Genomic DNA, 21,542 nt, shown 5'->3' on the forward strand with positions numbered 1-21,542 from the left:
CGGAGGTTATTATGGCTGAAGCTAAGAAAAAACCCAATGTATTCTCCAGAATCGGCTCATTCTTCCGTTCCTGCGTCGGCGAGATGAAGAAGATCACTTGGCCTACACCCAAAACCACGACCAAGAACTTCTTGATCGTCATCACCGTGATCCTGATCGCCGGTCTGTTCATCTATGCACTGGACAGAGGTCTGTACGCTCTTCTGAACCTTGTCATGGCGACAGGTACCCATTAAGCTGAGCTTAGGAGAACACTATGTCTGAAGATGCAAAGTGGTATGTCATCCATACCTACTCAGGCTATGAGAATAAAGTCGCCTCGACCTTACAGACGACCGTTGAGAACCGCGGACTGCAGGATATGATCCCCGACGTCAAGGTTCCTACCGAGATCGTCACCGAGATCAAGGACGACGGCTCGTCAAAGGAAGTCGAGCGCAAGCTCTTTCCGGGTTATGTCTTTGTCAAGATGGTCTATACCGATGAAACATGGTATGTCGTGCGCAATATCCGCGGCTGTACCGGATTTGTCGGCCCGTCCTCAAAGCCTGTCCCGCTGACTGAGTCTGAGGTTTATAAGATGGGCGTTGAGAGCCGCGTCGTCGAGGTCTCCTATGATGTAGGCGATCAGGTTCGTATCATCGACGGTCCTCTGGAGGATTTCGTCGGTATCGTAGACGAGCTTGACACCGACAAGAACTACGTCAAGGTCACTATCTCGATGTTCGGCAGAGAAACGCCGGTAGAACTCGAGCTGAATCAAGCTGAGAAGTTAGAAGATTAATTTTGGCTCCCTTTGGGAAAGGTGCTCCCCGTTGGGGAGACGTCGCGCAGCGACAGAGGGGGAGCCGCTTCCGGCGAGGAGGCTTTCACCAACGGTGACTGAGGGATTGCAGAAATGTCGCGTTAAGCGACCACCGAATAAATAGGTTGCCGTGATAATCGGCGATCGATACAATCCCTCCGAGTCGGAACAAGTTCCGACCCACCTCCCTTTACCAAAGGGAGGCTATTGAATACTGGCTATAAAGCTCGCGCTTTATATATGAGGGACTGTGTCCCTTGTGGGAGGAGCCAAATATCCATGACTCCGCCATTGACCACGAATTTAGGAGGAAATAATAATGGCACAGAAAGTAACAGGATTGATCAAGTTACAGATTCCTGCCGGAAAAGCGACTCCGGCTCCGCCTGTCGGCCCCGCGCTGGGTCAGCACGGCGTTAACATCGTTTCCTTTACCAAGGAATTCAACGAGCGCACCAAGAACGACATCGGAATGATCATTCCCGTCGTCATCACCGTATACGCAGACCGTTCTTTCACATTTATCACGAAGACTCCGCCTGCGCCTGTCCTGATCAAGAAGGCTTGCAACATCGACAAGGCTTCCGGCGAACCCAACAAGAAGAAGGTCGCTAAGATCACCAAGGAACAGTGCGCGAAGATCGCTGAGACGAAGATGAAGGACCTCAACGCCGCTAACATCGACACCGCTACCTCTATGATCATGGGTACCGCTCGTTCGATGGGTATCGAGGTCGTCGACTGACATTAAATTGTCATTGCGAGGCATTTATGCCGTGGCAATCTCAACTGATTTTCGATCATTTTTACGGAGTTTTGGTACTCTATTACTGTACACTGATCACTGAACACTGATCACTAAATTACATCCGGGTGGGAGGAGATCTCCGCTTGACCACCTAAATATGGAGGATTCAATATGAAACACGGTAAGAAATATGTCGACGCGGCTAAGCTGATCGACAGAGCAAAATTATATGACACCACTGAGGCGGTCGATACTGTCGTCAAGACAGCTACCGCTAAGTTTGACGAGACCATCGAGCTTCATGTTAAGCTGGGCGTTGACTCCCGTCACGCTGACCAGCAGGTACGCGGCGCAGTCGTACTGCCCAACGGTACCGGTAAAAAGATCCGCGTTCTCGCGATCTGCAAGGGCGAGAATGAGAAGCTCGCTCAGGAAGCAGGCGCTGATTATGTAGGCGCTGAGGACATGACACAGAAGATCCAGCAGGAAAACTGGATGGACTTCGATGTACTCATCACCACCCCCGACTGCATGGGTCTGGTCGGTCGTCTGGGCCGTATCCTCGGTCCGCGCGGCTTGATGCCGAACCCCAAGGCGGGTACCGTCACTCCCGACATCGCTCGCGCGATCAAGGAAGCGAAAGCCGGTAAGATCGAGTATCGTCTCGACAAGACCAACATCATCCACTGCCCGATCGGCAAGGCGTCCTTCGGCACCGAGAAGCTCCAGGAGAACCTCGAGACTCTCATGGGTGCTATCGTTAAGGCGAAGCCCGCTGCCGCAAAGGGTCAGTATATCAAGAGCTGCGCGATCACCTCTACCATGGGCCCGTCCGTGCGCATCAACCCGACCAAGTTCGGCGCGTAATCGTTTGATTCATATGATACGTTCCCGTAGGGACGAGCATTGCTCGTCCGCAGAATGACGGGCGTTGAATCAATCGAAAACGTTAGTTAGGCGAGAAGTGTTTCTGTCACACGGATGACCAATGTGATCTCCCCTAAGGGGAGGTGTCGCAAAGCGACAGAGGGGTGCCGTCTCCGGCTGAAGAACATCCCTACGTAAGCAGAGATTTGCTTCGCATTTGAGCTATGACGCGGACACACTTGTCCTGCGACTGAGGGTTGATTACACCGCATTTTAGATGCTGTGTATCTGCCGCCCTGCGGCAACCCTCCGCCCCTCACAAGGTTCGGGGCACCTCCCTTAGAAAAGGGAGGCTTTAAATGGTATCAACTCGTTATGAGTCGATATAAATATCGCTGTTCTAAAGACAACAGGTGTCCGGGTTCTTGTTGAGATTGCCACGGCTCTTGCGAGCCTCGCAATGACAATGGAACGAAGGATATAATGGGTTTACCCGCCTGTCGAGGAAAACGGAAGCGCCGAGGCTCGGAGCCTTCAAATAAAGAACGCGAACACGGTCACTCGAAGTTGACGCAGTCAACGAAGAGGGATGGTTGAGCGGAGTTATTTGAAGAGAAGCGAAGAGCAACGAGGCGTGACATCATAAGCGTATGATATTTCCGCCTCTCCTCGCAAGGGAGAGGCTGTTTTTATGAACTGCGTGAAGCGCGCTTCATTTTCTTTTGGTGAAGAGCGCAAAACACCGATAACCGCTCATGAAACGGTTACGGTGCATCAATAATCACGGAGGTGAAAATTTTGCCAAGCGCTAAGGTTTTAGAACAGAAACAGGCTATCGTAGCTGAGCTGACAGAACGTCTGAAGAATTCTGTGACCGGCGTCCTCGTTAACTACAAGGGTATCAACGTTGCCGACGATACCGCGCTTCGTAAGGAGCTGCGTGAGGCGGGCGTTCAGTACAGTGTCGTCAAGAACACTCTGCTGTCCCGTGCATGTGAAGAGGCTGAGCTGACCGGCTTACAGACCACTCTGGCGGGTACTACCGCTCTGGCTACCAGCGACGAGGATTACGCCGCTGCCGCTCGTATTCTGGCGAACTATGCAAAGAAGAGCAAGACCTTTGAGATCAAGGGTGGTTATCTGGATGGCGAGGTCGTTGATCTGGCGACCATCGAGAGCCTGTCCAAGCTCCCGACCAGAGAGGTTCTGCTCGCGAACGTACTCGGTGCGTTCCAGGCTCCCATCGCGTCCTTCGCACGCGCGATCCAGGCGATCGTCGACGAGGGCGGCGTAGAGGAGTGCCTCGCCAAGAAGGCACCCGCTGAGGATGCGGCTCCCGCAGAGGCAGACGCGTCTGACGCTCCTGCTGAGGAAGCAACTGAGGCTCCCGCTGAGGCTGAGGCTCCTGCTGCTGAATAATTTCAGCTAACTTTACCGTGTGTCGGAAAAAGACGCACGCGTCCACGGACTTTGTCCGTGACGGAGGGGTGCTGTGCATCATAGCACTCTCTCATCAATGATAACTATTACTAATTAAAATTGGAGGAATTTAAAAATGGCATCTGAGAAGATTACTGCTATTATTGAAGAATTAAAAGGCCTCACAGTTCTCGAGCTCGCAGATCTCGTACACGCTGTAGAGGATGAGTTCGGCGTATCCGCCGCTGCTGCTGTTGCAGTTGCTGCTCCCGGTGCGGGCGACGGCGCTGCTGCTGCTGAGGAGAAGACTGAGTTTGACGTTATCCTGAAGTCCCCGGGCTCCGGTAAGATCGCTGTTATCAAGGCTGTCCGTGAGGCAACCGGTCTCGGTCTGAAGGAAGCTAAGGCTGTTGTTGACGGCGCTCCCAAGGCTGTTAAGGAAGGCGTTTCCAAGGAAGACGCTGAGGCTCTCAAGGAGAAGCTCGAGGCTGCCGGCGCTGAGGTTGAACTCAAGTAATTTGACAATCCATCAGATAGGGGAGGAGTTTTCCTCCCCTTTTTTGTTTGACTGAAAACTGAAGATTGAAGACTGAAGAATGAAGAATAGTGGGAAACACTTCGTGTTTTGGATTGTAAAAGCCTTCCCCTCGCCGGAAGCGGCTCCCCCCCTTGTCCGCTTTGCAGACATTCCCCCAACGGGGGTACCCCGAGGGGGCGCGTGCGGGATGCGCGCATCCTTTTTCTGTGTCAATGTAACGTAGCGAGGAATCAAAAAAGCCTTCCCCTTGGGGGGAAGGTGTCGACCAACGGGAGACGGATGAGGGGACAACCTTTCCTATTGATGCCGGATTCGGTGAGACTGTATGTTTACCGAGGATCGAGAAAATGCCTCACACTCTTTGTTAAGATGATGGTTCGGACAAGTTTGCCCCTCATCCGACTCGGCTTGCGCCGAGCCACCTTTTCCTTGCAGGAACGGCAACCCTTTTGGGCTTTGCCCATTTCCCCTAACAGGGGAATCTCCCCGGGGGGAAGGCTTTTTGATTTCGCAGTACGCTACAGTGGGATAGATAAAGGCGCGCTCGCCCCGAGGGGAAGGCTTTTTGTTTTTAACGGTACATTACAGTGACACGAAAAAAGGCGCACGCGCCCCCGAGGGGAAGGCTTTTCACTCAACTCCTAACTCCTCGCTTCTCACTCCTAACTCCTCCCTCCTAACTAACAAAATGATCGTTTCTATCGTACAAATGCCAAAAAGCGGCTTATCCATGCGGTTTTTGACGGTACGATAGCGTAAAACCTTATCGTATCTTATCGTACCATCGCGATGGCTTATCGTTTTTTGTACGGCGTTTTATATCATGAATTGCTGACAGCGTCATTGATAAACGCAAGATATTGGTAATGATTTCCGCTTGTCCTGCGGGAGTAAAGGGCGAACAGCGGCAGATACTATTGTCAAGGAGATGATAGTATGAAATATCAGCCGAAGCATATGCGTGAGGAGCACGGTGCGAAAACCGACTCCAAGCATACAGACAGTCATACAGAGAAGCATACGTTACCTGTCGGCAGAACACCTGACAGTGAGCATGAACCTTCACTTGTTAGATCAACGTTAGTAGATGATCAAGAACAAACAGGCATGCCTGTCCACCCTATCGGGATTCCGATTCCTGATCCGGGTGACGGGGGAGAGTATGTGCCGATCCCCGGCAAGGGCAGTATCGACCATATCGCGCCCAACGGCGCTGTGATCCGCAACCCATGGTCGGAACAGCCCGAGATCAAGCCCGATCACGCCTACACCGATGAACAGCAGGATCAAAACCTGTTGATCATGTAGGCTTGTCAGATGTTTGACAGCCGTTCAGCGCGGCATGTTAAGCCGTATCGTGTTAACAGCATAAGTAGTTTGTTGATACACATGGGTGTTTGTATAGGTATTAGCAGTTTGTATGATTACGTGCATTGGTGTTCAGAAGTGCGGGTTAGCCCACATCGGTACGGTAAACCATCGCGATGGTACGATCGTGTACGATATGAATTTACGGTATCGTACATCGAAAAACCGCATGGATAAGCGGATTTTGGGAGATTGTACGATGAAAACGATCATTTTGTTAGTTAGGAGGGAGGAGTTAGGGGTTAGGAGTTAGGAGTTAGGAGTTAGGAGTTAGGAGTTATAGTGTAAATGAAACGTCTATTGTAGGGGAGGGTCTCGACCCTCCCGTAACGTTTCCGCTATATGCCATTTAAACGCGAAGCAGATCTATTATTCCGTAGGGGACGGCGCTTGGACACGCGTGCCTGACATCCCGTACCCTACAAAACGCACATCTCCTCAACCAACGTTACATCTCAACCTACGCCCTACCGCGGGAGCAGCAGCAGTGGCGCTTAGCCAATCGCAGATACAGAGGACCCCATAACTCTCCGAGTTATGGGGAGAGGAGGAACCGCCACACGAGATCAAAGCGTACCAACCGGATACGCTTATCGAGTACGGCGTGTAACGACGATGGAGCGCTGTTGCATGGGAGTTGTAAACCAAATCACAGATTTGGACAACTCCTCAAAGCCGCTCCCCTACAAATTTACCGAAACGTTTCCTATATTATTTCATCCAAACACGGCATATATCTATTTCTCCGTAGGGATGGTCATTGACCATCCGCATGGCAGAGGCATTGTATTCCTATCTCACGCTTTCGATATCGGAAACGCTCGTCATTCTGCGGACGACCAATGGTCGTCCCTACGGCAGAATTGATTTGCTTCGCGTTTCGGTGGTATCTTTGTCAAGTGCCGTACCCTACAATACGTTCGGCTCCTCAACGGACATTGCATCATGACCAACGTTCTACCGCGGGAGCAGCAAGCCGCTCCCCTACAAAACGCACATCTCCTCAACCGACGTTACATCTCAACAGACGCCCTACCTCGGGAGGGTCGAGACCCTCCCCTACAAATATACTGAAATGTTTCCTTACAATATGATGTATTCGTTATTATGCTACACATATTCAAATAGAATCAGACGTAACAAAACGCCCGAGATTGCTCTCGGGCGTTCGGTGTATTATCAGAATCGCTACAATTCTATTATACAAAGTTCTTCTTTCTCTTGACGTAAGAGGTATGCAGCAGCTCATGCGCCTTGTGGGAGCCGGGCTCGCCGAGGAACTCCTCGTAGATCGCCTTGATCTCGGGGTTGTCGTGGCTCTTTCTGTACGGCAGATCGAGGTCGTCCTGATACAGTGCCTTAGCTCTGAGCGCCTTGAGGTCGACGAAGTTGCGCACGTGACCGGGCTGGATGGGCTGACCGCCGCCGTTGACACAGCCGCCGGGGCAGCACATGATCTCGACGAACTGATAGTCCGCTTCACCCGCTCTGATCTTGTCGAGGATGACAGCGGCATTCTTCAGACCGCTGACAACAGCGACCTTGACGGTCATACCGGCTACCTCATAGGTAGCTTCCTTGATGCCGTCGGTACCGCGTACCTCGTTGTAGTCGATCTGCTTGAGATCGTCGCCGGTGAGTACATCGGCAACGGTTCTCAGCGCCGCTTCCATAACGCCGCCGGTCGCGCCGAAGATAGTACCCGCGCCGGAGCCGACCGCCATGAGCGGATCAAAATCGCTGTCCTCAAGCGCGGTGAACTGAATACCCGCGGTCTTGATCATCTTCGCCAGCTCTCTGGTGGAGATGGAGATATCGTTATCCTGCATATCGTCGTGCCCCTGATCGTCACGGGTGATCTCGAACTTCTTCGCGACGCAGGGCATGACGGATACGACGACGATGTCGCGCGGGTCGATGCCTGCCTTCTCGGCGTAGTAGCTCTTGATCATCGCGCCCTGCATCTGCTGCGGGGACTTACAGGTGGACAGATGGGGGAGAAGGTCGGGATAATAGTGCTCGCAGAACTTGACCCAGCCGGGTGAGCAGGAGGTGATCATCGGCAGTGTGCCGCCGTCCTTCACTCTCTGGATGAACTCGGTGCCCTCTTCCATGATGGTCAGGTCAGCACCGAAGTTGGTATCGAATACCTTGTCGAAGCCGAGCATTTTCAGCGCGGTCACCATCTTGCCGGTGACAAGAGAGCCGATCGGCATATCGAAGCACTCGCCCAGGGTCGCGCGGATGGACGGCGCGGTGTGGACGACAACGTGCTTGGTCGGATCAGCCAGCGCCTCAAATACCTCGGCGGTGTTGTCCTTCTCGACCAGCGCGCCGGTGGGGCATACCACGGTACACTGACCGCAGCTCACGCAGCTGACTTCGCCCAGATCCTTGTCGAACGCGCAGCCGATCGCGGTATCAAAGCCGCGGTTGTTCGCGCCGATGACGCCGACGAACTGCTCTTTACAAGCGGCTACACAGCGGCGGCAAAGGATACACTTGTTGTTGTTGCGGACAAGGTGCAGGGTGGAGTGGTCTTCTTCATAATGGGTCTCGGCGCCGGCGTATTTGTTTTCATCTACGCCGTATTCCAGACACAGCTGCTGCAGTTCGCAGTTGTCGCTGCGGGGGCAGGACAGACATTTCTTGTCGTGGTTACTGAGCAGCAGCTCGAGGGTGGTCTTGCGATTCTGACGAATCTGCGGTGTATTGGTGAAGATCTCGGTGCCGTCACGGTCGATGGGGTAGACGCAGGCGGCGACTAAGGAACGCGCGCCCTTGACCTCGCACAGACACATACGGCAGGCGCCGATCTCGTTGATATCCTTCAGGTAGCACAAGGTCGGGATCTTGATACCGAACTGATGGCACGCTTGAAGAATCGTTGTATTCTTTTCAACGGTATAATCCTTGCCGTTGATCTTGATGTTAAGCATTTCCATGTTGGTTCTCCTTTCCCTTAACCCTTGACGATAGCCTTGAACTTACAAGAATCCATACAAGCGCCGCACTTGATACACTTCTTATGGTCGATTTCAAAGGCGGGTCTCTTCTTGCCCTCGGGGATGTAGTCGGTGACGGAAATCGCGCCGACGGGGCACTTGCGGGAGCACAGTGAGCAGCCCATACAGCTGTCCTTGACGATGGTGTACTGGAGCAGATCCTTACATACGCCCGCGGGACACTTCTTGTCCACGACATGAGCGACATACTCGTCACGGAAGAAGTGCAGGGTGGAGAGAACGGGGTTGGGTGCTGTCTGACCCAGACCGCACAGGGAGTTCGCCTTGATGTAGTTGCACAGCGCCTCCATCTCGTCGAGCATCTCGAGGGTACCCTGACCCTTGGTGATCTTTTCGAGCATCTCTAAGAGACGCTTGGTGCCGATACGGCAGGGCGTACACTTACCGCAGCTCTCGTCAACGGTGAACTCGAGGAAGAACTTGGCGATATCGACCATACAGTCGGTCTCGTCCATGACGATCAGACCGCCGGAGCCCATCATGGAGCCGATGGCGATCAGGTTATCGTAATCGATCTCGATGTCGAGGTGCTGAGCCGGGATACAGCCGCCGGAGGGACCGCCCGTCTGCGCGGCCTTGAACTTCTTGCCGCCGGGGATGCCGCCGCCGATCTCTTCGATGATGGTTCTCAGCGTGGTGCCCATCGGGACCTCGACCAGACCGGTGTGGTTGATCTTGCCGCCTAAGGCGAATACCTTGGTACCCTTGCTCTTTTCGGTACCCATAGAAGCGAACCAATCCGCGCCTTTTAAGATGATCTGCGGGATGTTCGCGTAGGTCTCAACGTTGTTGAGGGTAGTGGGCTTCTGATACAGACCCTTGACTGCCGGGAACGGAGGACGGGGTCTGGGCTCGCCGCGCTTACCTTCGATGGAGGTCATCAGAGCGGTCTCCTCACCGCATACGAACGCGCCCGCGCCCAAGCGGATCTTGATGTCAAAGTTGAAGCCGGTGCCGAAGATATCTTCACCTAAGAGTCCGTATTCATGCGCCTGATCGATCGCGATCTGCAGACGCTTGACGGCGATCGGATACTCCGCTCTTACGTAGATATAGCCCTGAGAAGCGCCGATCGCGTAGCCGGCGATCGCCATCGCTTCGAGCACGACATGGGGGTCGCCCTCGAGGACGGAACGATCCATGAACGCGCCGGGGTCGCCCTCATCCGCGTTACAGCAGACGTATTTCTGATCCGCGTCGTTGCCGCGCGCGAATTTCCACTTCAGACCGGTGGGGAAGCCCGCGCCGCCGCGGCCTCTCAGACCGGAATCGAGCATGGTCTGGATGACCTCTTCGGGGGTCATCTCGGTGAGCACCTTGCCCAGTGCCGCGTAACCGTCCTGCGCGATGTAGTCGTCGATCTTCTCGGGGTCGATGACGCCGCAGTTGCGCAGCGCGACACGCTTCTGCTTCTCATAGAAAGCGGTTTTGTTCAGAGATTTGATGGAATCGTTATCGACGGTCTCCTGATATAAGAGACGGGTAACGATACGACCCTTGTTCAGATGCTCCTCCACGATCTCGGGAACATCGTCGATGTTGACCATCGAATAGAAGGAGCCCTCGGGGTATACGACCATGATCGGACCCAACGCGCACAGACCGAAGCAGCCGGTGGTGATGACGTTGACTTCCTTTTCGAGGCCCTTCTTGATCAGCTCTTCCTTGAGCTTCTCGGCAATTTGTAAGCTGTTTGACGAGGTACAGCCGGTACCGCCGCAAACAAGTACATTAGAACGATACATTTAGTCCTCCTTATCTTGTGGCAGTGCCGATGGTGTACTCGGTGATGACATTGTGGTTGACGAGATGATCGTTGACGACCTTGACAGCCTTTTCGGGCGTCATCTTGACGTAGGTGACCTTCTCCTCACCGGGGATCTCGATCTCGACGACCGGCTCATACTGACAGATGCCGATGCAGCCTGTCTGTGTCACGGTAACGTCCTTGAGACCGCGCTTCGCGATCTCCTCTACAAAGGCGTTGAGAACGGGTCTGGCGCCTGCCGCGATACCGCAGGTAGCCATGCCGACCAGTACGCGGGCAGCGTTGGGGTTCTCCTGACGGATCCGCATCTCAGCCTGTGCCTTATCTCTGATCGCCTTTAACTCAGCTAAAGATTTCATTTTTACGCACCTCCATATATGCTCTTTGTGTTTTCTTCTAAATAATCCGCGATCCATTCCAGCACGTCGGGCGTGTCCAGACTGACGTCACCCAGCACCTCGCGCAGCTCCCTTGTGTCGAGGGTAAAGCTGCCGTTATCGGTGGTGCAGGTGTAGACAAAGTCGATATCCGGATTGCATTGGATCAGGATCTTGACGGTGGAGTTGATATCTCCCAAGGGGGTCATGTCCACGTGCGACTTGACATACGTGGCAGTGGTAACGGTACCCTTGCCCTTTTCGCTCTGTATGTCAAAGCTGCCGCCGGTCTGTTCAGCGCTGAGCTTGAACAGCGGGACTCCCAGCCCGACCTTGCGTGTAGTACGCGTGGTAAAGAACGGGTCGATGACCTGTTGTACCTGTTCCTGCGTCATGCCGCAGCCGTTGTCGGCGATCTCGATCGTCAGCCGATCGTCTTTGTCGCTCTCGGTCACGGTGATGCGCACGACAGTCGCCTCGGCTCGCACCGAGTTCTGCGCCACATCCATGACGTTCAGGGATAGCTCTCTCATTACGCTTCCTTATATTTCGCGAGGATCGAGGGTACATCGTCGGCGACCAGACGACCGTAAACATCGTCGTTGACGGTCATGACGGGAGCCAGACCGCACGCGCCGATGCAGCGGCAGGCTGTCAGCGAGAACATACCGTCCATGGTACATTCCTCAGCCTCAATGCCCAGCTCACTGGAAAGTCTGTTGAGCACGTCGCCGGAGCCCTTGACATAGCAGGCGGTACCCAGGCATACGCTGATGTTATACTTACCCTTGGGGGAGAGCGCAAACTGGCTGTAGAAGGTCGCAACGCCGTACACCTCGTCTACGGGTACGTTCAGACCCTCCGCGATCATCTGCTGAACCTCAAGCGGCAGATAGCCGTAGATGTCCTGTGCCTCCTGCAATACGGGCATCACAGCGCCGGGATCATCCTTGTGCTTCCGGATGACTTCCTTGAGCTGCGCTTCCTGTTCAGGTGTGCCCTGAAACGGCAGGCTGCTGATTTTTTTAAGCATCTTAATTCCTCCTTGAACAAATTCTTTGTAAGCGAATTGTAGCGAATAATTCAAATAGGCTCTTGCGAAACTGCGATTCATCATCGATAGAAAACCTATACATACTTACGCTACCATCATACCACATTTGAGTCGGATTGTCTATAAATTAACGCAAATTTTTCGTGCAAATATCGGCAAAAAATGCAGGGATTTTCATTCTCAGAAAGTTAGCAAAAGCTAACCATGTTTGATAGGATCTGACACGGGTTTGTTTTATGATGATCGGGACATTTATATTTCCCAATTAGAATAATATCTTGCAAAACGCCATCACTTTTGCAAGTTTTAAAGCAGTAAAGCGACGGGGAGTTAGGAGTTAGGAGTGAGGAGTGAGGAGTTAGGAGTTAGGAGTGAGGAGTTGAGAAAAAAGCCTTCCCCTCGGGGTACCCCCGTTGGGGGAATGTCCGAAGGACAAGGGGGGAGCCGCTTCCGGCGAGGAGAAGGTGTCGACCAACGGGAGACGGATGAGGGGACAACCTTTCACATAGACGCAGGATTCGGTGGGGCTGTATGTCTACCGAGGATAACAGAAATGCTTCATTCTCTTTGTTAAGATGATCTTTCGACTTACTCAGCCCCTCATCCGACTCGGCATCCGCCGAGCCACCTTTTCCTTGCAGGAACGGCAACCCTTTTGGGCTTTGCCCATTTCCCCTAACAGGGGAATCTCCCCGAGGGGAAGGCTTTTATAATCCAAAACTCCTGTCCTCCGTAGGGACGAGCATTGCTCGTCCGCATGGCAGAGGCATTGTATTCCTGTCTCACGCTTTCGATATCGGAAACGCCCGTCATTCTGCGGTACGTCATACAGTGGCGCTTAGCCAATCGCAGATAAATCTGCTCTTGGAGCGCTGTTGCATGGGAGTTGTATACCAAATCATAGATTTGGACAACTCCTCAAAATGCCGTACCCTACAATACGTTCGGCTCCTCAACGGACATTGCATCTTGACCAACGTTCTGCCGCGGGAGGGTCAAGACCCTCCCCTACAAATATACCGAAACGTTTCCTATATTATTTCATCCAAACACGGAATACATCTTTTTCTCCGTAGGGATGGTCATTGACCATCCGCATGGCAGAGGCATTGTATTCCTATCTCACGCTTTCGATATCGGAAACGCCCGTCATTCTGCGGACGACCAATGGTCGTCCCTACGGTTACGTTTATTATCCTCAACCAATGCCCCGTATTATCTTTTCTTCTACCACGGGAGCAACAATATCCTCCCCTACGATAGACGTTTCATTTACACCACAACTCCTCACTCCTCACTCCTCACTAAAATAACCGCCCTGCTCTCGCAAGACGGTCATCTTTGTGTGTCCAGATATTCAATTACCGCTTCTCTTGTCAGCTCAGGCAGCTCAATGGTATTCGCGGCGTCGCGCATGTTCTCGAGGTAATGCGCGTCGGAGCAGGTGATGATGTTCATGTGCTCGAGGATGGGGTGCTGCTTTTTCAGCTCGTCCAGCTTGGAGATGTCGGCAAGCTCCGCGGTTTGAAACCCGCAGTAGGGGTCGATCTCACCCAGTACGGCGAGGATCGACAGCGAGTCACGGTCGATGTGGGCGGGGTAGCAGATACCGCCGAACTCCTTGGCTTTGCGGTACGCGTCATACATGCCGATGAATGAGCCGGGCAGGAGCAGATCCTCGATCTCACCGATCTCTTCATCGTTTTCGTTCATCCGCACCTGTCGTCCGTAGATCTCCGCTCTGTTCTTGATATGGATGCGGTTCTCATCGACATACTGTGAGAAAGCCAGCGCCTTTTCGAGGGTGGGGAAGAGGCATACCGCGTGGATATCCTCACTGGTGGTCAGCTCCATCCCGGGGATGACCAGTACGCCGACCTCCTCGCCGACCTTGATCGCCGCCTCGCAGTTGAGCGAGGTGTTGTGGTCGGTCAGCGCGATCACATCCAGCCCGAGCAGCTTTGCCATGTTGACGATGTTGTTGGGCGTCATGTCCATATCGCCGCACGGAGACAGGCAGGAATGCAGGTGCAGGTCATAATAATATTTCTGCATAAGAATTATCCTTCGAGCAGCTTGCTGATCTTGACAGCGAGCCGGTAGGCGTTTTCCTCGGTGGTGAGGATGTTTACGCCGTGCATCTCCGCCTTCTGACGCGCGTTATCGTCGAGGGCGGCATTCTCTACGAGGATGATACAGCTCACATCCGCCAGCGTCGCCACGGCGATACTGTTGATGTTGCCCATGACGGTCAGCCACGCGCTGTCGGCGGGCGCTCTGCCCATGACCCAGCTGAGCAGGTCGCCGATATAGCAATCCTCAACCGAGCGGTCAAGGTCATCCTCCACGAGGATCTTTAGTTCCAGTTGGTCGATCAGTTCTTTGACAGTCATGATATATCCTTTCTTGGTGAATGGTGAATAGTGAATGGTGAATGGTGTCGGGAAACGCTGACGCGTTTTTGATTGATAGAAAGTCAGAAAACAGAAACGTTCTCGACTCTTTGAGGTGTTGGGTTTCGGGTACAGTCGGGATACGTGTGCTTGTTTTAGAAATACTTAATCAGAGAAACAAATAAAAGGGTGTGGGCAACGCCCACCATCAACCATTCACCATTATCTATTAGTCATTCACCATTATTGTGTGATTTCATATATTCCTCATAGATCTGTCTGGTGTATTCATCGGGGTCGAAGCTGTCCGAGCCCAATGCGAATTCCTTTTTGTTGAGCTTCTTGAGGATTTTTTCATCATTCTTTTCGGGTGTGCCGTCGAGCTTGCGGAGCACCGCTTTTTTGTATTTGGTATAGCGGATCTCGCGGATGGTGCGGAACAGCTTTTGGTCAGCCTTGCCGCCGCCGGGTGTGACGACCGACTGCACCAGTGAGGTCAGGATCCCGACGGTGAGCCGTTTCGCGGCGGCGCCATTTTCTACCATCGGCACCTCGCAGTCCAGATACTCCCGCTCACGCGGAGTCAGTTGATTCTCGCTCATAGATTACCCAGCTGATCGTAGACGGACTGGATCTTCGCCTTGAGCTTGTGGATACATTCGGTCTCCTTGGCGATGCCCTTGACGATATCCTCCGCCAACGCGCGGCAGGTCGGAGCGCCGCAGGAGCCGCAGTCCAGTCCGGGCAGGGTCTTGCAGATCTCCTCCATCTTCTCCATCATATCCATCGCCTCGATGATGTCGTCCGACAGACGGAAGCTCTCGGCGTTGAATTCCAGCTCGTTCTCCCATTTCATCCCATCAATCTCCCTGCGGTCGAGGTGGTTGAGAGAAACGGGCAGATACTTTCGCAGATTCTGGATACGCGCCTGCGCGACATAGGGATTCTCGACAGCTAAGACGCCGCCGACACAGCCGCCGGAGCAGGCGTTGAGCTCGATGAAATCGACGCCGTGGATGTGCTCATCCTCCAGCTCCTCGAGGACGCGGATGACGTTCTCGATGCCGTCGGCAGCCAGATATTTGTCGCCCAGCATGGCGGCAGCCTCACCGCCGGAGGTCGCCCAGCCTACGCCGATCAAGCCGGATTGGGCGATCGGCTCTACGGTCTTGAGCTTATCCATCTTGGAGGTGAGCTCGGGGTAGATCTGCGAGATCGCGATCGCGCCGGTGACAGCGCTTTTCTCACAGCCGTTCGGGTTGTTGATCTCGGTGACCTTGGCGGGGCAGGGCGTGATGAAGAACACGCCGATGTCGTCGTCGCTCAGCCCCGTGATGTCGATCACCTCACGGCGCGCCATCCTCGCGGCGACCTCCATAGGCGCCAAAAGCGGCATGACGTTGCCGCACAGCTCGGGAAAGCGGATCTTGATCAGTCGGACGATCGCGGGACATGCCGAGCTGATGATCGGGAAGCGGAGCTTCTTATCCCGTATCAGTTGGCGTGTCGCCTCGCTCACCAGCTCCGCCGCGCGGCTGACCTCATAAATGACGTCAAAGCCCATGGCGCGCAGACCTGTCAGCACGATGTCGATATCGTTGAGGTTGTTGAACTGACCGAACAGCGCGGGCGCGGGGATGGCGATCTTGACCTTAAAGGGTTTGATCTCTTCTATTGAATTGGAACGGGCGCGTTTGGCATGATGCGGACAGATGCGAATGCACTCGCCGCAGTCAATGCACCTCTCGGAGAGGATATGCGCCTTGCCGTCACGGATGCGGATTGCTTCGGTGGGACAGCGCTTGAGGCAGTTGGTACACCCGCAGCACAGATCCGCGTCCAGCACGACAGAGTGGAAATAATTATTGTTCATAGCTTACCTGGTAATTCGTTCGGTTATCAATTATCGGTTAACGGATAACGGTGAACGGTTAACGGTTGTGGGAAAATCCTTACGGATTCTTGAATTGTAATTATTATAAAACAGGTGAGGACGGGCAGTGGCGCTTAGCCAATCGCGAATAAATCCGCTCTTGGAGCGCTGTTGCATGGGAATTGTAAACCAAATCAGAGATTTGGACAACTCCTCAAGTCCTCCCTTCACCGTTAACTGTTAACCATTAACCGTTAACCAAAACAATTCTCTTATTCTTTCACATTGACAGTCAGATATAAATCCGTGCCTTTGCCGATCTCGGTCTCGATCCGCATGTCGTCGGTGTATTTCTTGATATTCGGCAGACCCATGCCCGCGCCGAAGCCGAGGTTGCGGACGTTATCGGGCGCGGTGGAAAAGCCCTCCTGCATCGCCTTTTCGACGTCGGGGATGCCGGGTCCCTTGTCGGAGAGCAGAACATTCACATGATCGGGGAAGATGTCGACGTCGACAAAGCCGCCCTCGGCGTGGATGACCATGTTGATCTCCGCCTCGTACATCGCGATCGCGACTCTGCGGATGGCGTCGGTGTTGTAGCCCAGCGCTTTGAGGCGCTTTTTGACGGAGCCGGACGCTTCACCGGCACGGGTGAAGTCCTCTCCGCTGACCTCGTAATGAAGATGGATGTTGCTCATACCGCGGTACCTCCGGAAAGTCCGCCCTCATAGAGCTTGCCGCAGGCGGTAAACATTCTGTAGCGGGTCTTGATCAGGGTGATGTCGCGCTGTTCGGCAAGATCGATAATCCCCTGATCGGGCATTTTGCCGCGGACAAAGACGATGCACGCCATGTCCATCATCTCGGCGGTGCGCACGACCTGCGGGTTGACCAGACCGGTCAGCAGAACGCTCTGATCCTTGACGAATGCCAGCACGTCGCTCATCATATCGGAACCGCAGGCGGTTTTGATTTCGGCGTCGAGGTTGCCCTCACAGATGACTTCGCCCTCTAAGATGTCAATAATATCCTTAACTACCATGGTTTTCCATCCTTTCAAGATGTGTGTATTGAAATGATTATTCTGTAAAAGAATTATGTAGATCAATCTTACATACACATTCATTTTATCACAAAATCCACCGTTTTACAACAGGACAAATGCGGCAAAATGTGGGGGAGAATGTTGGTGAAAATGACTAAACGGAGAACGGAGAATGGAGAACGGAGAACGGTGAAGGGCGGACTCCGTCCGCACCTGATTTGTATGGATTTCGGTGAAATACATTAACAGACAAAACATCCGTGACTTGCAAAGAGTTACGGACGTTATATTTTACGGTCATTATATCAATCTAAAACGCGTCAGCGTTTCCCACCACCGTTCTCCGAAAAAACTATCAATCCAAAAGCCGACAGGCTTTCCCACCACCGTTCTCCGTTCTCTGTTCTCCGTTCTCCAAAAAACTATCAATCCAAAACGCGTCAGCGTTTCCCACCACCGTTAACCATTAACCGTTAACCGTTCTCCGAAAAAACTATCAATCCAAAAGCCGACAGGCTTTCCCACCACCGTTCTCCGTTCTCTGTTCTCCGTTCTCCGAAAAAAAGCGCCGGATTTCCGACGCTCTTTCACCTTATTCTGTTCTGTTGTCATTTCACGATAACGCGCGATCAGTGGTATTCCGACAGCACCGCCTTACCCTCTTTGAGGGACTTCGGTACATCTAAGATGCGCTGGTTGCGGCTGCCGCGGAAATGGAGCATCAGGCTCATCTCTTCCTCAATAAAGGGACCGTCCACCAGCCAGTCGCACTGCTCAAGCAGCGCCTTGTATTCGGGGTGCGTATCAAAATCCGCCATCAGCTTTTCAAAGGTGAAGCCGCTGTAGCAAAAGACGTTCAGCCCCATCTTGTGCGCTCTTTTCGCCAGCACGGTCAGCGCCTCTGCCTGACAGAAGGGTTCGCCGCCCGACAGGGTCACGCCCTTGAGCAGCGGATCCTTGGCGGCTTCTTCGAGCACGCGCTCGACCGAGCTTTGATAACCGCCCTCAAAGTCCCATGTATGCTGATTGTGACAGCCCTTGCAGTGGTGCGGACAGCCCTGTACAAAGACCGTCATGCGGATGCCGGGACCGTCTACGATGCTTTCTCTCACAACGCCCGCAAGGCGCAGGGGTGTTTTGGTTTCGGACATGATTTGCTCCTTTGTATGTTGATATCGGACATGAAAAGGCTCCCTTTGGGAAAGGGAGCTGTCGACGAACGTCGACTGAGGGATTGTATAAACAGAGCATAGCGACCAACCAAATAATATCGGTATCTCGCTTGCGCTCGATCAATGATGCAATCCCTCCGAGCTTGCGGACAAGCGCGTCCGCAAGCCCACCTCCCTTTACCAAAGGGAGGCTGTCAACGTTCTGCTAAATCAATGTTTCAAACCGCCTCTAGGTCACAGCCGCAGTCATCTGCGGCGATCACACTGTGCTTGACTCTGTCCTTGACCTCAGCCTTTTTGGCGTTGTTGAAGCGGTCAAGAGTACCGACAAGATAGCCGGTGATACGGCGAATACGCTCGACCTGCGCGCCGTTCTTGATGATCTTTCTGCCGCACTGCGGGCAATAATCGCCGATGATGCCGGTATAGCCGCAGACGGGATCGCGGTCGACAGGATGGTTGATCGAGCCGTAGCCGATGCCCTCTTCCTTCATGCAGCGAACGACCTGCTCGAATGCCTCGAGGTTCTCGGAGGGATCGCCGTCGAGCTCGATGTAGGAGATATGACCCGCGTTGGTCAGTGCGTGATACGGCGCCTCGAGCTTGATCTTATCGAAAGCGTTGATGGGGAAGTAGACCGGGACATGGAAGGAGTTGGTGTAATACTCACGGTCGGTCACGCCCTTGATGGAGCCGAAGCGCTCCTTGTCGATGCGGACGAATCTGCCGGACAGACCCTCTGCCGGAGTCGCGAGGCAGGTGAAGTTCAGACCTGTCTTTTCGCTCTGCTTATCCAGCTTCTTGCGCATGAAGGAGACGATCTCCAAGCCCAGACGCTGAGCCTCTTCGCTCTCGCCGTGATGCTTGCCGATCAAAGCTACCAGCGCTTCCGCCAAGCCGATGAAGCCGATGGACAGGGTGCCGTGCTTCAAGACCTCGCGTACCTCGTCGTCGATTGAGAGCTTGTCGGAGTCGATCCATACGCCCTGACCCATCAGGAACGGATAGTTGCGCACGTGCTTCTGGCACTGGATCTCAAAGCGCTCGAGGATCTGGTCGATACACAGATCGAGCATGCGGTCGAGCTGATCAAAGAAGAAGTCGATGTTTTTGTTGGAAAGGATCGCGAGACGGGGGAGGTTGATGGAGGTGAAGCTTAAATTGCCTCTGCCGTAGGTGATCTCGCGGGAAGGATCGTGGCGGTTGCCGATGACGCGGGTACGGCAGCCCATGTAAGCTACCTCGGTCTCGGGATGACCGGGCTTGTAGTAAGCAAGGTTGTACGGCGCGTCGATGAACGCATAGTTGGGGAAGAGGCGTTTAGCCGATACGCGGAAGCTCAGCTTGAACAGATCGTAGTTGGGATCCTCGGGATTGTAGTTGATGCCCTCCTTGACCTTGAAGATGTGGACGGGGAAGATCGGGGTCTCGCCGTTGCCAAGGCCCTTTTCGGTCGCGAGCAGGATATTCTTGATGACCATTCTGCCCTCGGGAGAGGTGTCGGTGCCGTAGTTGATGGAGGAGAACGGTACCTGAGCGCCCGCGCGGGAGTGCATGGTGTTGAGGTTGTGGACGACCGCTTCCATCGCCTGGAAGGTCGCGCGGTCGGTCTCGGCAAGCGCGTGCTTCTTCGCAAAACGCTGTAATTTTCCGGCGATCTTCTCACCGTACTGACCGGTCAGCAGTTCGAGCTCCTTCGCGTCGTACTCAGCGGTGGATTCGAGCTTGGCGAGGTCGCCGGTAGAGGCTTCCGCCGCGGCGCAGATCGCTTCGATGTTTTCCTTGGCGTTCTCGTCGTCGGCGAGCAGCTCAGCACCGCGGGCGAGGTTCGCGCGATAACGCTTGTTATAGGTCTTGGTGACGCCGGGCGCCATGCTGTAATCGAAGTTCGGTACGGACTGACCGCCGTGCTGGTCGTTCTGGTTAGACTGGATCGCGATGCAGGCGAGCGCGCCGTAGGTGGAGATATCGTTGGGTTCACGGATGAAGCCGTGACCGGTGCTAAAGCCGTCCTTGAAGAGCTTCAACAAATCGATCTGGCAGCAGGTGGTGGTGAGGGTGAGGAAGTCGAGGTCATGGATATGGATGTCGCCCTCGCGGTGCGCCTTGGCGAACTTGGGGTTGAGGACATACATCTGATAGAATTCCTTCGCGCCCTCGGAGCCGTATTTGAGCATGGTGCCCATCGCGGTATCGCCGTCGATGTTGGCGTTCTCACGCTTGACGTCGTTATCCTTCGCGGATTTGAAGGTCAGATCCTCATAGATCTTCATCAGCTTGGTGTTCATCTCGCGGACTCTGGTACGCTCCGCGCGATAGAGGATGAACTCCTTCGCGGTTCTGGCGTGACCGTTCTCGATCAGGATCTTCTCAACGGTATCCTGTACGTGCTCGACAGAGGGATTGTCGTTGTCCTCCGCCTCTAAGTATTCGATAACCTTGCCGGCGAGCTCCTCGGCGCTGTCATAGTCGTTGCCGCCGATGGCGTGAGCCGCCTTGTAGATCGCCTGAGTGATCTTTTCTTTGTCGAATTCAACCGCGCGTCCGTCGCGCTTTACGATTTTGGTGATCATAATTTCTCCTTCACATTCTCGATTTTGGTTTCGTTGTAATCTTTTTGTTACAAAAGGTGTGCCTGCTGCCGCATCTTATGCCGCAGGCGAAATCCTGACTAAATATAGCAGAAAGACGGCGTGAAATCAATCGGTATTTTATACGAGAAAAAAATAAAACTTTGGGCAATTTGATAAGATTTTGTAAAATGTTGTCAAAAAAGAATTATAACAAGTTCTTGTGAGCGGGTTATCACCCACCACAATATCTTGTGTTCAGTTTCATTCTTGTAACAATCGGTAAAATTCATGTCATGGTTAATTTGATTTAAGAAAAAAGAGAGATCGGACGCTCGGCGGGCAATTTGCGGATGAAAAACGCGGCGTGAAAGAGGAAGATGAACGTAATGTAGGGGAGGGGCGTGTGTACTTAAAACTGAAGATTGAAGACTGAAGAATGAATAATGATGATTGTAAGGAAGAGTTTCAGCATATTTGTAGGGGAGGGGTGCTCCCCGTTGGGGAGACGTCACGAAG

Annotated in this window: 22 protein-coding genes; 9 read left to right on the plus strand and 13 right to left on the minus strand. The window is 53.5% G+C overall.

The window, feature by feature from the left end; translation table 11 throughout:
- Window positions 1-11: 11 nt before the first annotated feature.
- The 8 genes from secE to JKK62_RS02030 all read left to right on the plus strand — a co-directional run bounded on the left by secE (window position 12) and on the right by JKK62_RS02030 (window position 6,694).
- Window positions 12-236 (plus strand): preprotein translocase subunit SecE, encoded by a 225-nt coding sequence (gene secE, locus JKK62_RS01995; protein ID WP_201426731.1) that lies wholly within the window; start codon window positions 12-14, stop codon window positions 234-236.
- A 20-nt stretch (window positions 237-256) separates the two neighbouring features.
- Entirely contained in the window at window positions 257-784 is a 528-nt protein-coding gene (gene nusG, locus JKK62_RS02000; RefSeq protein ID WP_201426732.1) for a transcription termination/antitermination protein NusG, read from the plus strand.
- A 340-nt stretch (window positions 785-1,124) separates the two neighbouring features.
- Complete coding sequence (gene rplK / locus JKK62_RS02005; RefSeq protein ID WP_201426733.1) at window positions 1,125-1,550, plus strand: 50S ribosomal protein L11; 426 nt, start codon at window positions 1,125-1,127, stop codon at window positions 1,548-1,550.
- Window positions 1,551-1,724: 174 nt separating this feature from the next.
- Window positions 1,725-2,420 carry a 50S ribosomal protein L1 gene (gene rplA, locus JKK62_RS02010; protein WP_201426734.1) on the plus strand — a complete coding sequence of 232 codons (696 nt, stop codon included), beginning with the start codon at window positions 1,725-1,727 and terminating at the stop codon, window positions 2,418-2,420.
- Between the two features lie 789 nt (window positions 2,421-3,209).
- A complete protein-coding gene (gene rplJ / locus JKK62_RS02015; protein ID WP_366502847.1) occupies window positions 3,210-3,839 on the plus strand; it encodes a 50S ribosomal protein L10 in 630 nt (209 codons plus the stop codon).
- Window positions 3,840-3,975: 136 nt separating this feature from the next.
- On the plus strand, window positions 3,976-4,356 hold the full coding sequence (gene rplL / locus JKK62_RS02020) for a 50S ribosomal protein L7/L12 (protein ID WP_201426736.1): 381 nt from the start codon (window positions 3,976-3,978) through the stop codon (window positions 4,354-4,356).
- A 957-nt stretch (window positions 4,357-5,313) separates the two neighbouring features.
- Window positions 5,314-5,685 (plus strand): hypothetical protein, encoded by a 372-nt coding sequence (locus JKK62_RS02025; protein ID WP_201426737.1) that lies wholly within the window; start codon window positions 5,314-5,316, stop codon window positions 5,683-5,685.
- An 832-nt stretch (window positions 5,686-6,517) separates the two neighbouring features.
- Window positions 6,518-6,694 carry a hypothetical protein gene (locus tag JKK62_RS02030; RefSeq protein ID WP_201426738.1) on the plus strand — a complete coding sequence of 59 codons (177 nt, stop codon included), beginning with the start codon at window positions 6,518-6,520 and terminating at the stop codon, window positions 6,692-6,694.
- Between the two features lie 250 nt (window positions 6,695-6,944).
- On the opposite strand, the gene JKK62_RS02035 is transcribed toward JKK62_RS02030, so the two are convergent.
- The 11 genes from JKK62_RS02035 to JKK62_RS02085 form a co-directional block, all read right to left on the minus strand.
- Window positions 6,945-8,690 carry an NADH-dependent [FeFe] hydrogenase, group A6 gene (locus JKK62_RS02035; RefSeq protein ID WP_201426739.1) on the minus strand — a complete coding sequence of 582 codons (1,746 nt, stop codon included), beginning with the start codon at window positions 8,688-8,690 and terminating at the stop codon, window positions 6,945-6,947.
- A gap of 17 nt (window positions 8,691-8,707) precedes the next feature.
- A complete protein-coding gene (gene nuoF / locus JKK62_RS02040; protein WP_201426740.1) occupies window positions 8,708-10,516 on the minus strand; it encodes an NADH-quinone oxidoreductase subunit NuoF in 1,809 nt (602 codons plus the stop codon).
- 10 nt (window positions 10,517-10,526) lie between these two features.
- A complete protein-coding gene (locus JKK62_RS02045) occupies window positions 10,527-10,898 on the minus strand; it encodes a (2Fe-2S) ferredoxin domain-containing protein (RefSeq protein ID WP_201426741.1) in 372 nt (123 codons plus the stop codon).
- Window positions 10,899-10,900: 2 nt separating this feature from the next.
- Window positions 10,901-11,449, minus strand: a complete 549-nt coding sequence (locus JKK62_RS02050; RefSeq protein WP_201426742.1) for an ATP-binding protein — start codon at window positions 11,447-11,449, stop codon at window positions 10,901-10,903.
- Window positions 11,449-11,949, minus strand: coding sequence for an NADH-quinone oxidoreductase subunit NuoE family protein (locus tag JKK62_RS02055; RefSeq protein ID WP_201426743.1), 501 nt, complete (start codon window positions 11,947-11,949; stop codon window positions 11,449-11,451). The genes JKK62_RS02050 and JKK62_RS02055 overlap by 1 nt, the downstream gene beginning before the upstream one ends.
- A gap of 1,356 nt (window positions 11,950-13,305) precedes the next feature.
- The gene (locus JKK62_RS02060) at window positions 13,306-14,025 is read right to left on the minus strand and encodes a PHP domain-containing protein (RefSeq protein ID WP_201426744.1); all 720 of its coding nucleotides are present in this window, start codon (window positions 14,023-14,025) and stop codon (window positions 13,306-13,308) included.
- 5 nt (window positions 14,026-14,030) lie between these two features.
- Window positions 14,031-14,363 (minus strand): DRTGG domain-containing protein, encoded by a 333-nt coding sequence (locus JKK62_RS02065; RefSeq protein WP_201426745.1) that lies wholly within the window; start codon window positions 14,361-14,363, stop codon window positions 14,031-14,033.
- Window positions 14,364-14,596: 233 nt separating this feature from the next.
- Window positions 14,597-14,965, minus strand: coding sequence for a hypothetical protein (locus JKK62_RS02070; protein ID WP_201426746.1), 369 nt, complete (start codon window positions 14,963-14,965; stop codon window positions 14,597-14,599).
- A complete protein-coding gene (locus JKK62_RS02075; protein WP_201426747.1) occupies window positions 14,962-16,236 on the minus strand; it encodes a [Fe-Fe] hydrogenase large subunit C-terminal domain-containing protein in 1,275 nt (424 codons plus the stop codon). The genes JKK62_RS02070 and JKK62_RS02075 overlap by 4 nt, the downstream gene beginning before the upstream one ends.
- Before the next feature lie 272 nt (window positions 16,237-16,508).
- Window positions 16,509-16,934, minus strand: a complete 426-nt coding sequence (locus JKK62_RS02080; protein ID WP_201426748.1) for an ATP-binding protein — start codon at window positions 16,932-16,934, stop codon at window positions 16,509-16,511.
- Entirely contained in the window at window positions 16,931-17,278 is a 348-nt protein-coding gene (locus JKK62_RS02085; protein ID WP_201426749.1) for a DRTGG domain-containing protein, read from the minus strand. The genes JKK62_RS02080 and JKK62_RS02085 overlap by 4 nt, the downstream gene beginning before the upstream one ends.
- A 235-nt stretch (window positions 17,279-17,513) precedes the next feature.
- On the opposite strand from JKK62_RS02085, the gene JKK62_RS02090 reads away from it, so the two are divergent.
- A complete protein-coding gene (locus JKK62_RS02090; protein WP_201426750.1) occupies window positions 17,514-17,744 on the plus strand; it encodes a hypothetical protein in 231 nt (76 codons plus the stop codon).
- A gap of 166 nt (window positions 17,745-17,910) precedes the next feature.
- On the opposite strand, the gene nrdG is transcribed toward JKK62_RS02090, so the two are convergent.
- Both nrdG and JKK62_RS02100 read right to left on the minus strand, forming a co-directional pair.
- On the minus strand, window positions 17,911-18,432 hold the full coding sequence (nrdG, locus tag JKK62_RS02095) for an anaerobic ribonucleoside-triphosphate reductase activating protein (protein WP_201426751.1): 522 nt from the start codon (window positions 18,430-18,432) through the stop codon (window positions 17,911-17,913).
- A gap of 239 nt (window positions 18,433-18,671) precedes the next feature.
- Window positions 18,672-21,026, minus strand: coding sequence for an anaerobic ribonucleoside triphosphate reductase (locus tag JKK62_RS02100; RefSeq protein WP_201426752.1), 2,355 nt, complete (start codon window positions 21,024-21,026; stop codon window positions 18,672-18,674).
- Between the last annotated feature and the right edge of the window lie 516 nt (window positions 21,027-21,542).

The sequence above is a fragment of the Ruminococcus difficilis genome (assembly GCF_016680995.1).

Excerpts from the sequence above, each read along its gene's own strand:
- secE (WP_201426731.1), top strand. The coding sequence starts at position 12 with ATGGCTGAAGCTAAGAAAAAACCCAATGTATTCTCCAGAATCGGCTCA.
- rplK (WP_201426733.1), top strand. The coding sequence starts at position 1,125 with ATGGCACAGAAAGTAACAGGATTGATCAAGTTACAGATTCCTGCCGGA.
- JKK62_RS02030 (WP_201426738.1), top strand. The coding sequence starts at position 6,518 with ATGGCAGAGGCATTGTATTCCTATCTCACGCTTTCGATATCGGAAACG.
- JKK62_RS02070 (WP_201426746.1), bottom strand. The coding sequence starts at position 14,965 with ATGAGCGAGAATCAACTGACTCCGCGTGAGCGGGAGTATCTGGACTGC.
- JKK62_RS02060 (WP_201426744.1), bottom strand. The coding sequence starts at position 14,025 with ATGCAGAAATATTATTATGACCTGCACCTGCATTCCTGCCTGTCTCCG.
- JKK62_RS02025 (WP_201426737.1), top strand. The coding sequence starts at position 5,314 with ATGAAATATCAGCCGAAGCATATGCGTGAGGAGCACGGTGCGAAAACC.
- JKK62_RS02050 (WP_201426742.1), bottom strand. The coding sequence starts at position 11,449 with ATGAGAGAGCTATCCCTGAACGTCATGGATGTGGCGCAGAACTCGGTG.
- JKK62_RS02100 (WP_201426752.1), bottom strand. The coding sequence starts at position 21,026 with ATGATCACCAAAATCGTAAAGCGCGACGGACGCGCGGTTGAATTCGAC.
- JKK62_RS02055 (WP_201426743.1), bottom strand. The coding sequence starts at position 11,949 with ATGCTTAAAAAAATCAGCAGCCTGCCGTTTCAGGGCACACCTGAACAG.
- rplA (WP_201426734.1), top strand. The coding sequence starts at position 1,725 with ATGAAACACGGTAAGAAATATGTCGACGCGGCTAAGCTGATCGACAGA.
- nusG (WP_201426732.1), top strand. The coding sequence starts at position 257 with ATGTCTGAAGATGCAAAGTGGTATGTCATCCATACCTACTCAGGCTAT.
- JKK62_RS02035 (WP_201426739.1), bottom strand. The coding sequence starts at position 8,690 with ATGGAAATGCTTAACATCAAGATCAACGGCAAGGATTATACCGTTGAA.
- nrdG (WP_201426751.1), bottom strand. The coding sequence starts at position 18,432 with ATGTCCGAAACCAAAACACCCCTGCGCCTTGCGGGCGTTGTGAGAGAA.
- JKK62_RS02085 (WP_201426749.1), bottom strand. The coding sequence starts at position 17,278 with ATGGTAGTTAAGGATATTATTGACATCTTAGAGGGCGAAGTCATCTGT.
- JKK62_RS02045 (WP_201426741.1), bottom strand. The coding sequence starts at position 10,898 with ATGAAATCTTTAGCTGAGTTAAAGGCGATCAGAGATAAGGCACAGGCT.
- JKK62_RS02075 (WP_201426747.1), bottom strand. The coding sequence starts at position 16,236 with ATGAACAATAATTATTTCCACTCTGTCGTGCTGGACGCGGATCTGTGC.
- rplL (WP_201426736.1), top strand. The coding sequence starts at position 3,976 with ATGGCATCTGAGAAGATTACTGCTATTATTGAAGAATTAAAAGGCCTC.
- JKK62_RS02080 (WP_201426748.1), bottom strand. The coding sequence starts at position 16,934 with ATGAGCAACATCCATCTTCATTACGAGGTCAGCGGAGAGGACTTCACC.
- JKK62_RS02065 (WP_201426745.1), bottom strand. The coding sequence starts at position 14,363 with ATGACTGTCAAAGAACTGATCGACCAACTGGAACTAAAGATCCTCGTG.
- nuoF (WP_201426740.1), bottom strand. The coding sequence starts at position 10,516 with ATGTATCGTTCTAATGTACTTGTTTGCGGCGGTACCGGCTGTACCTCG.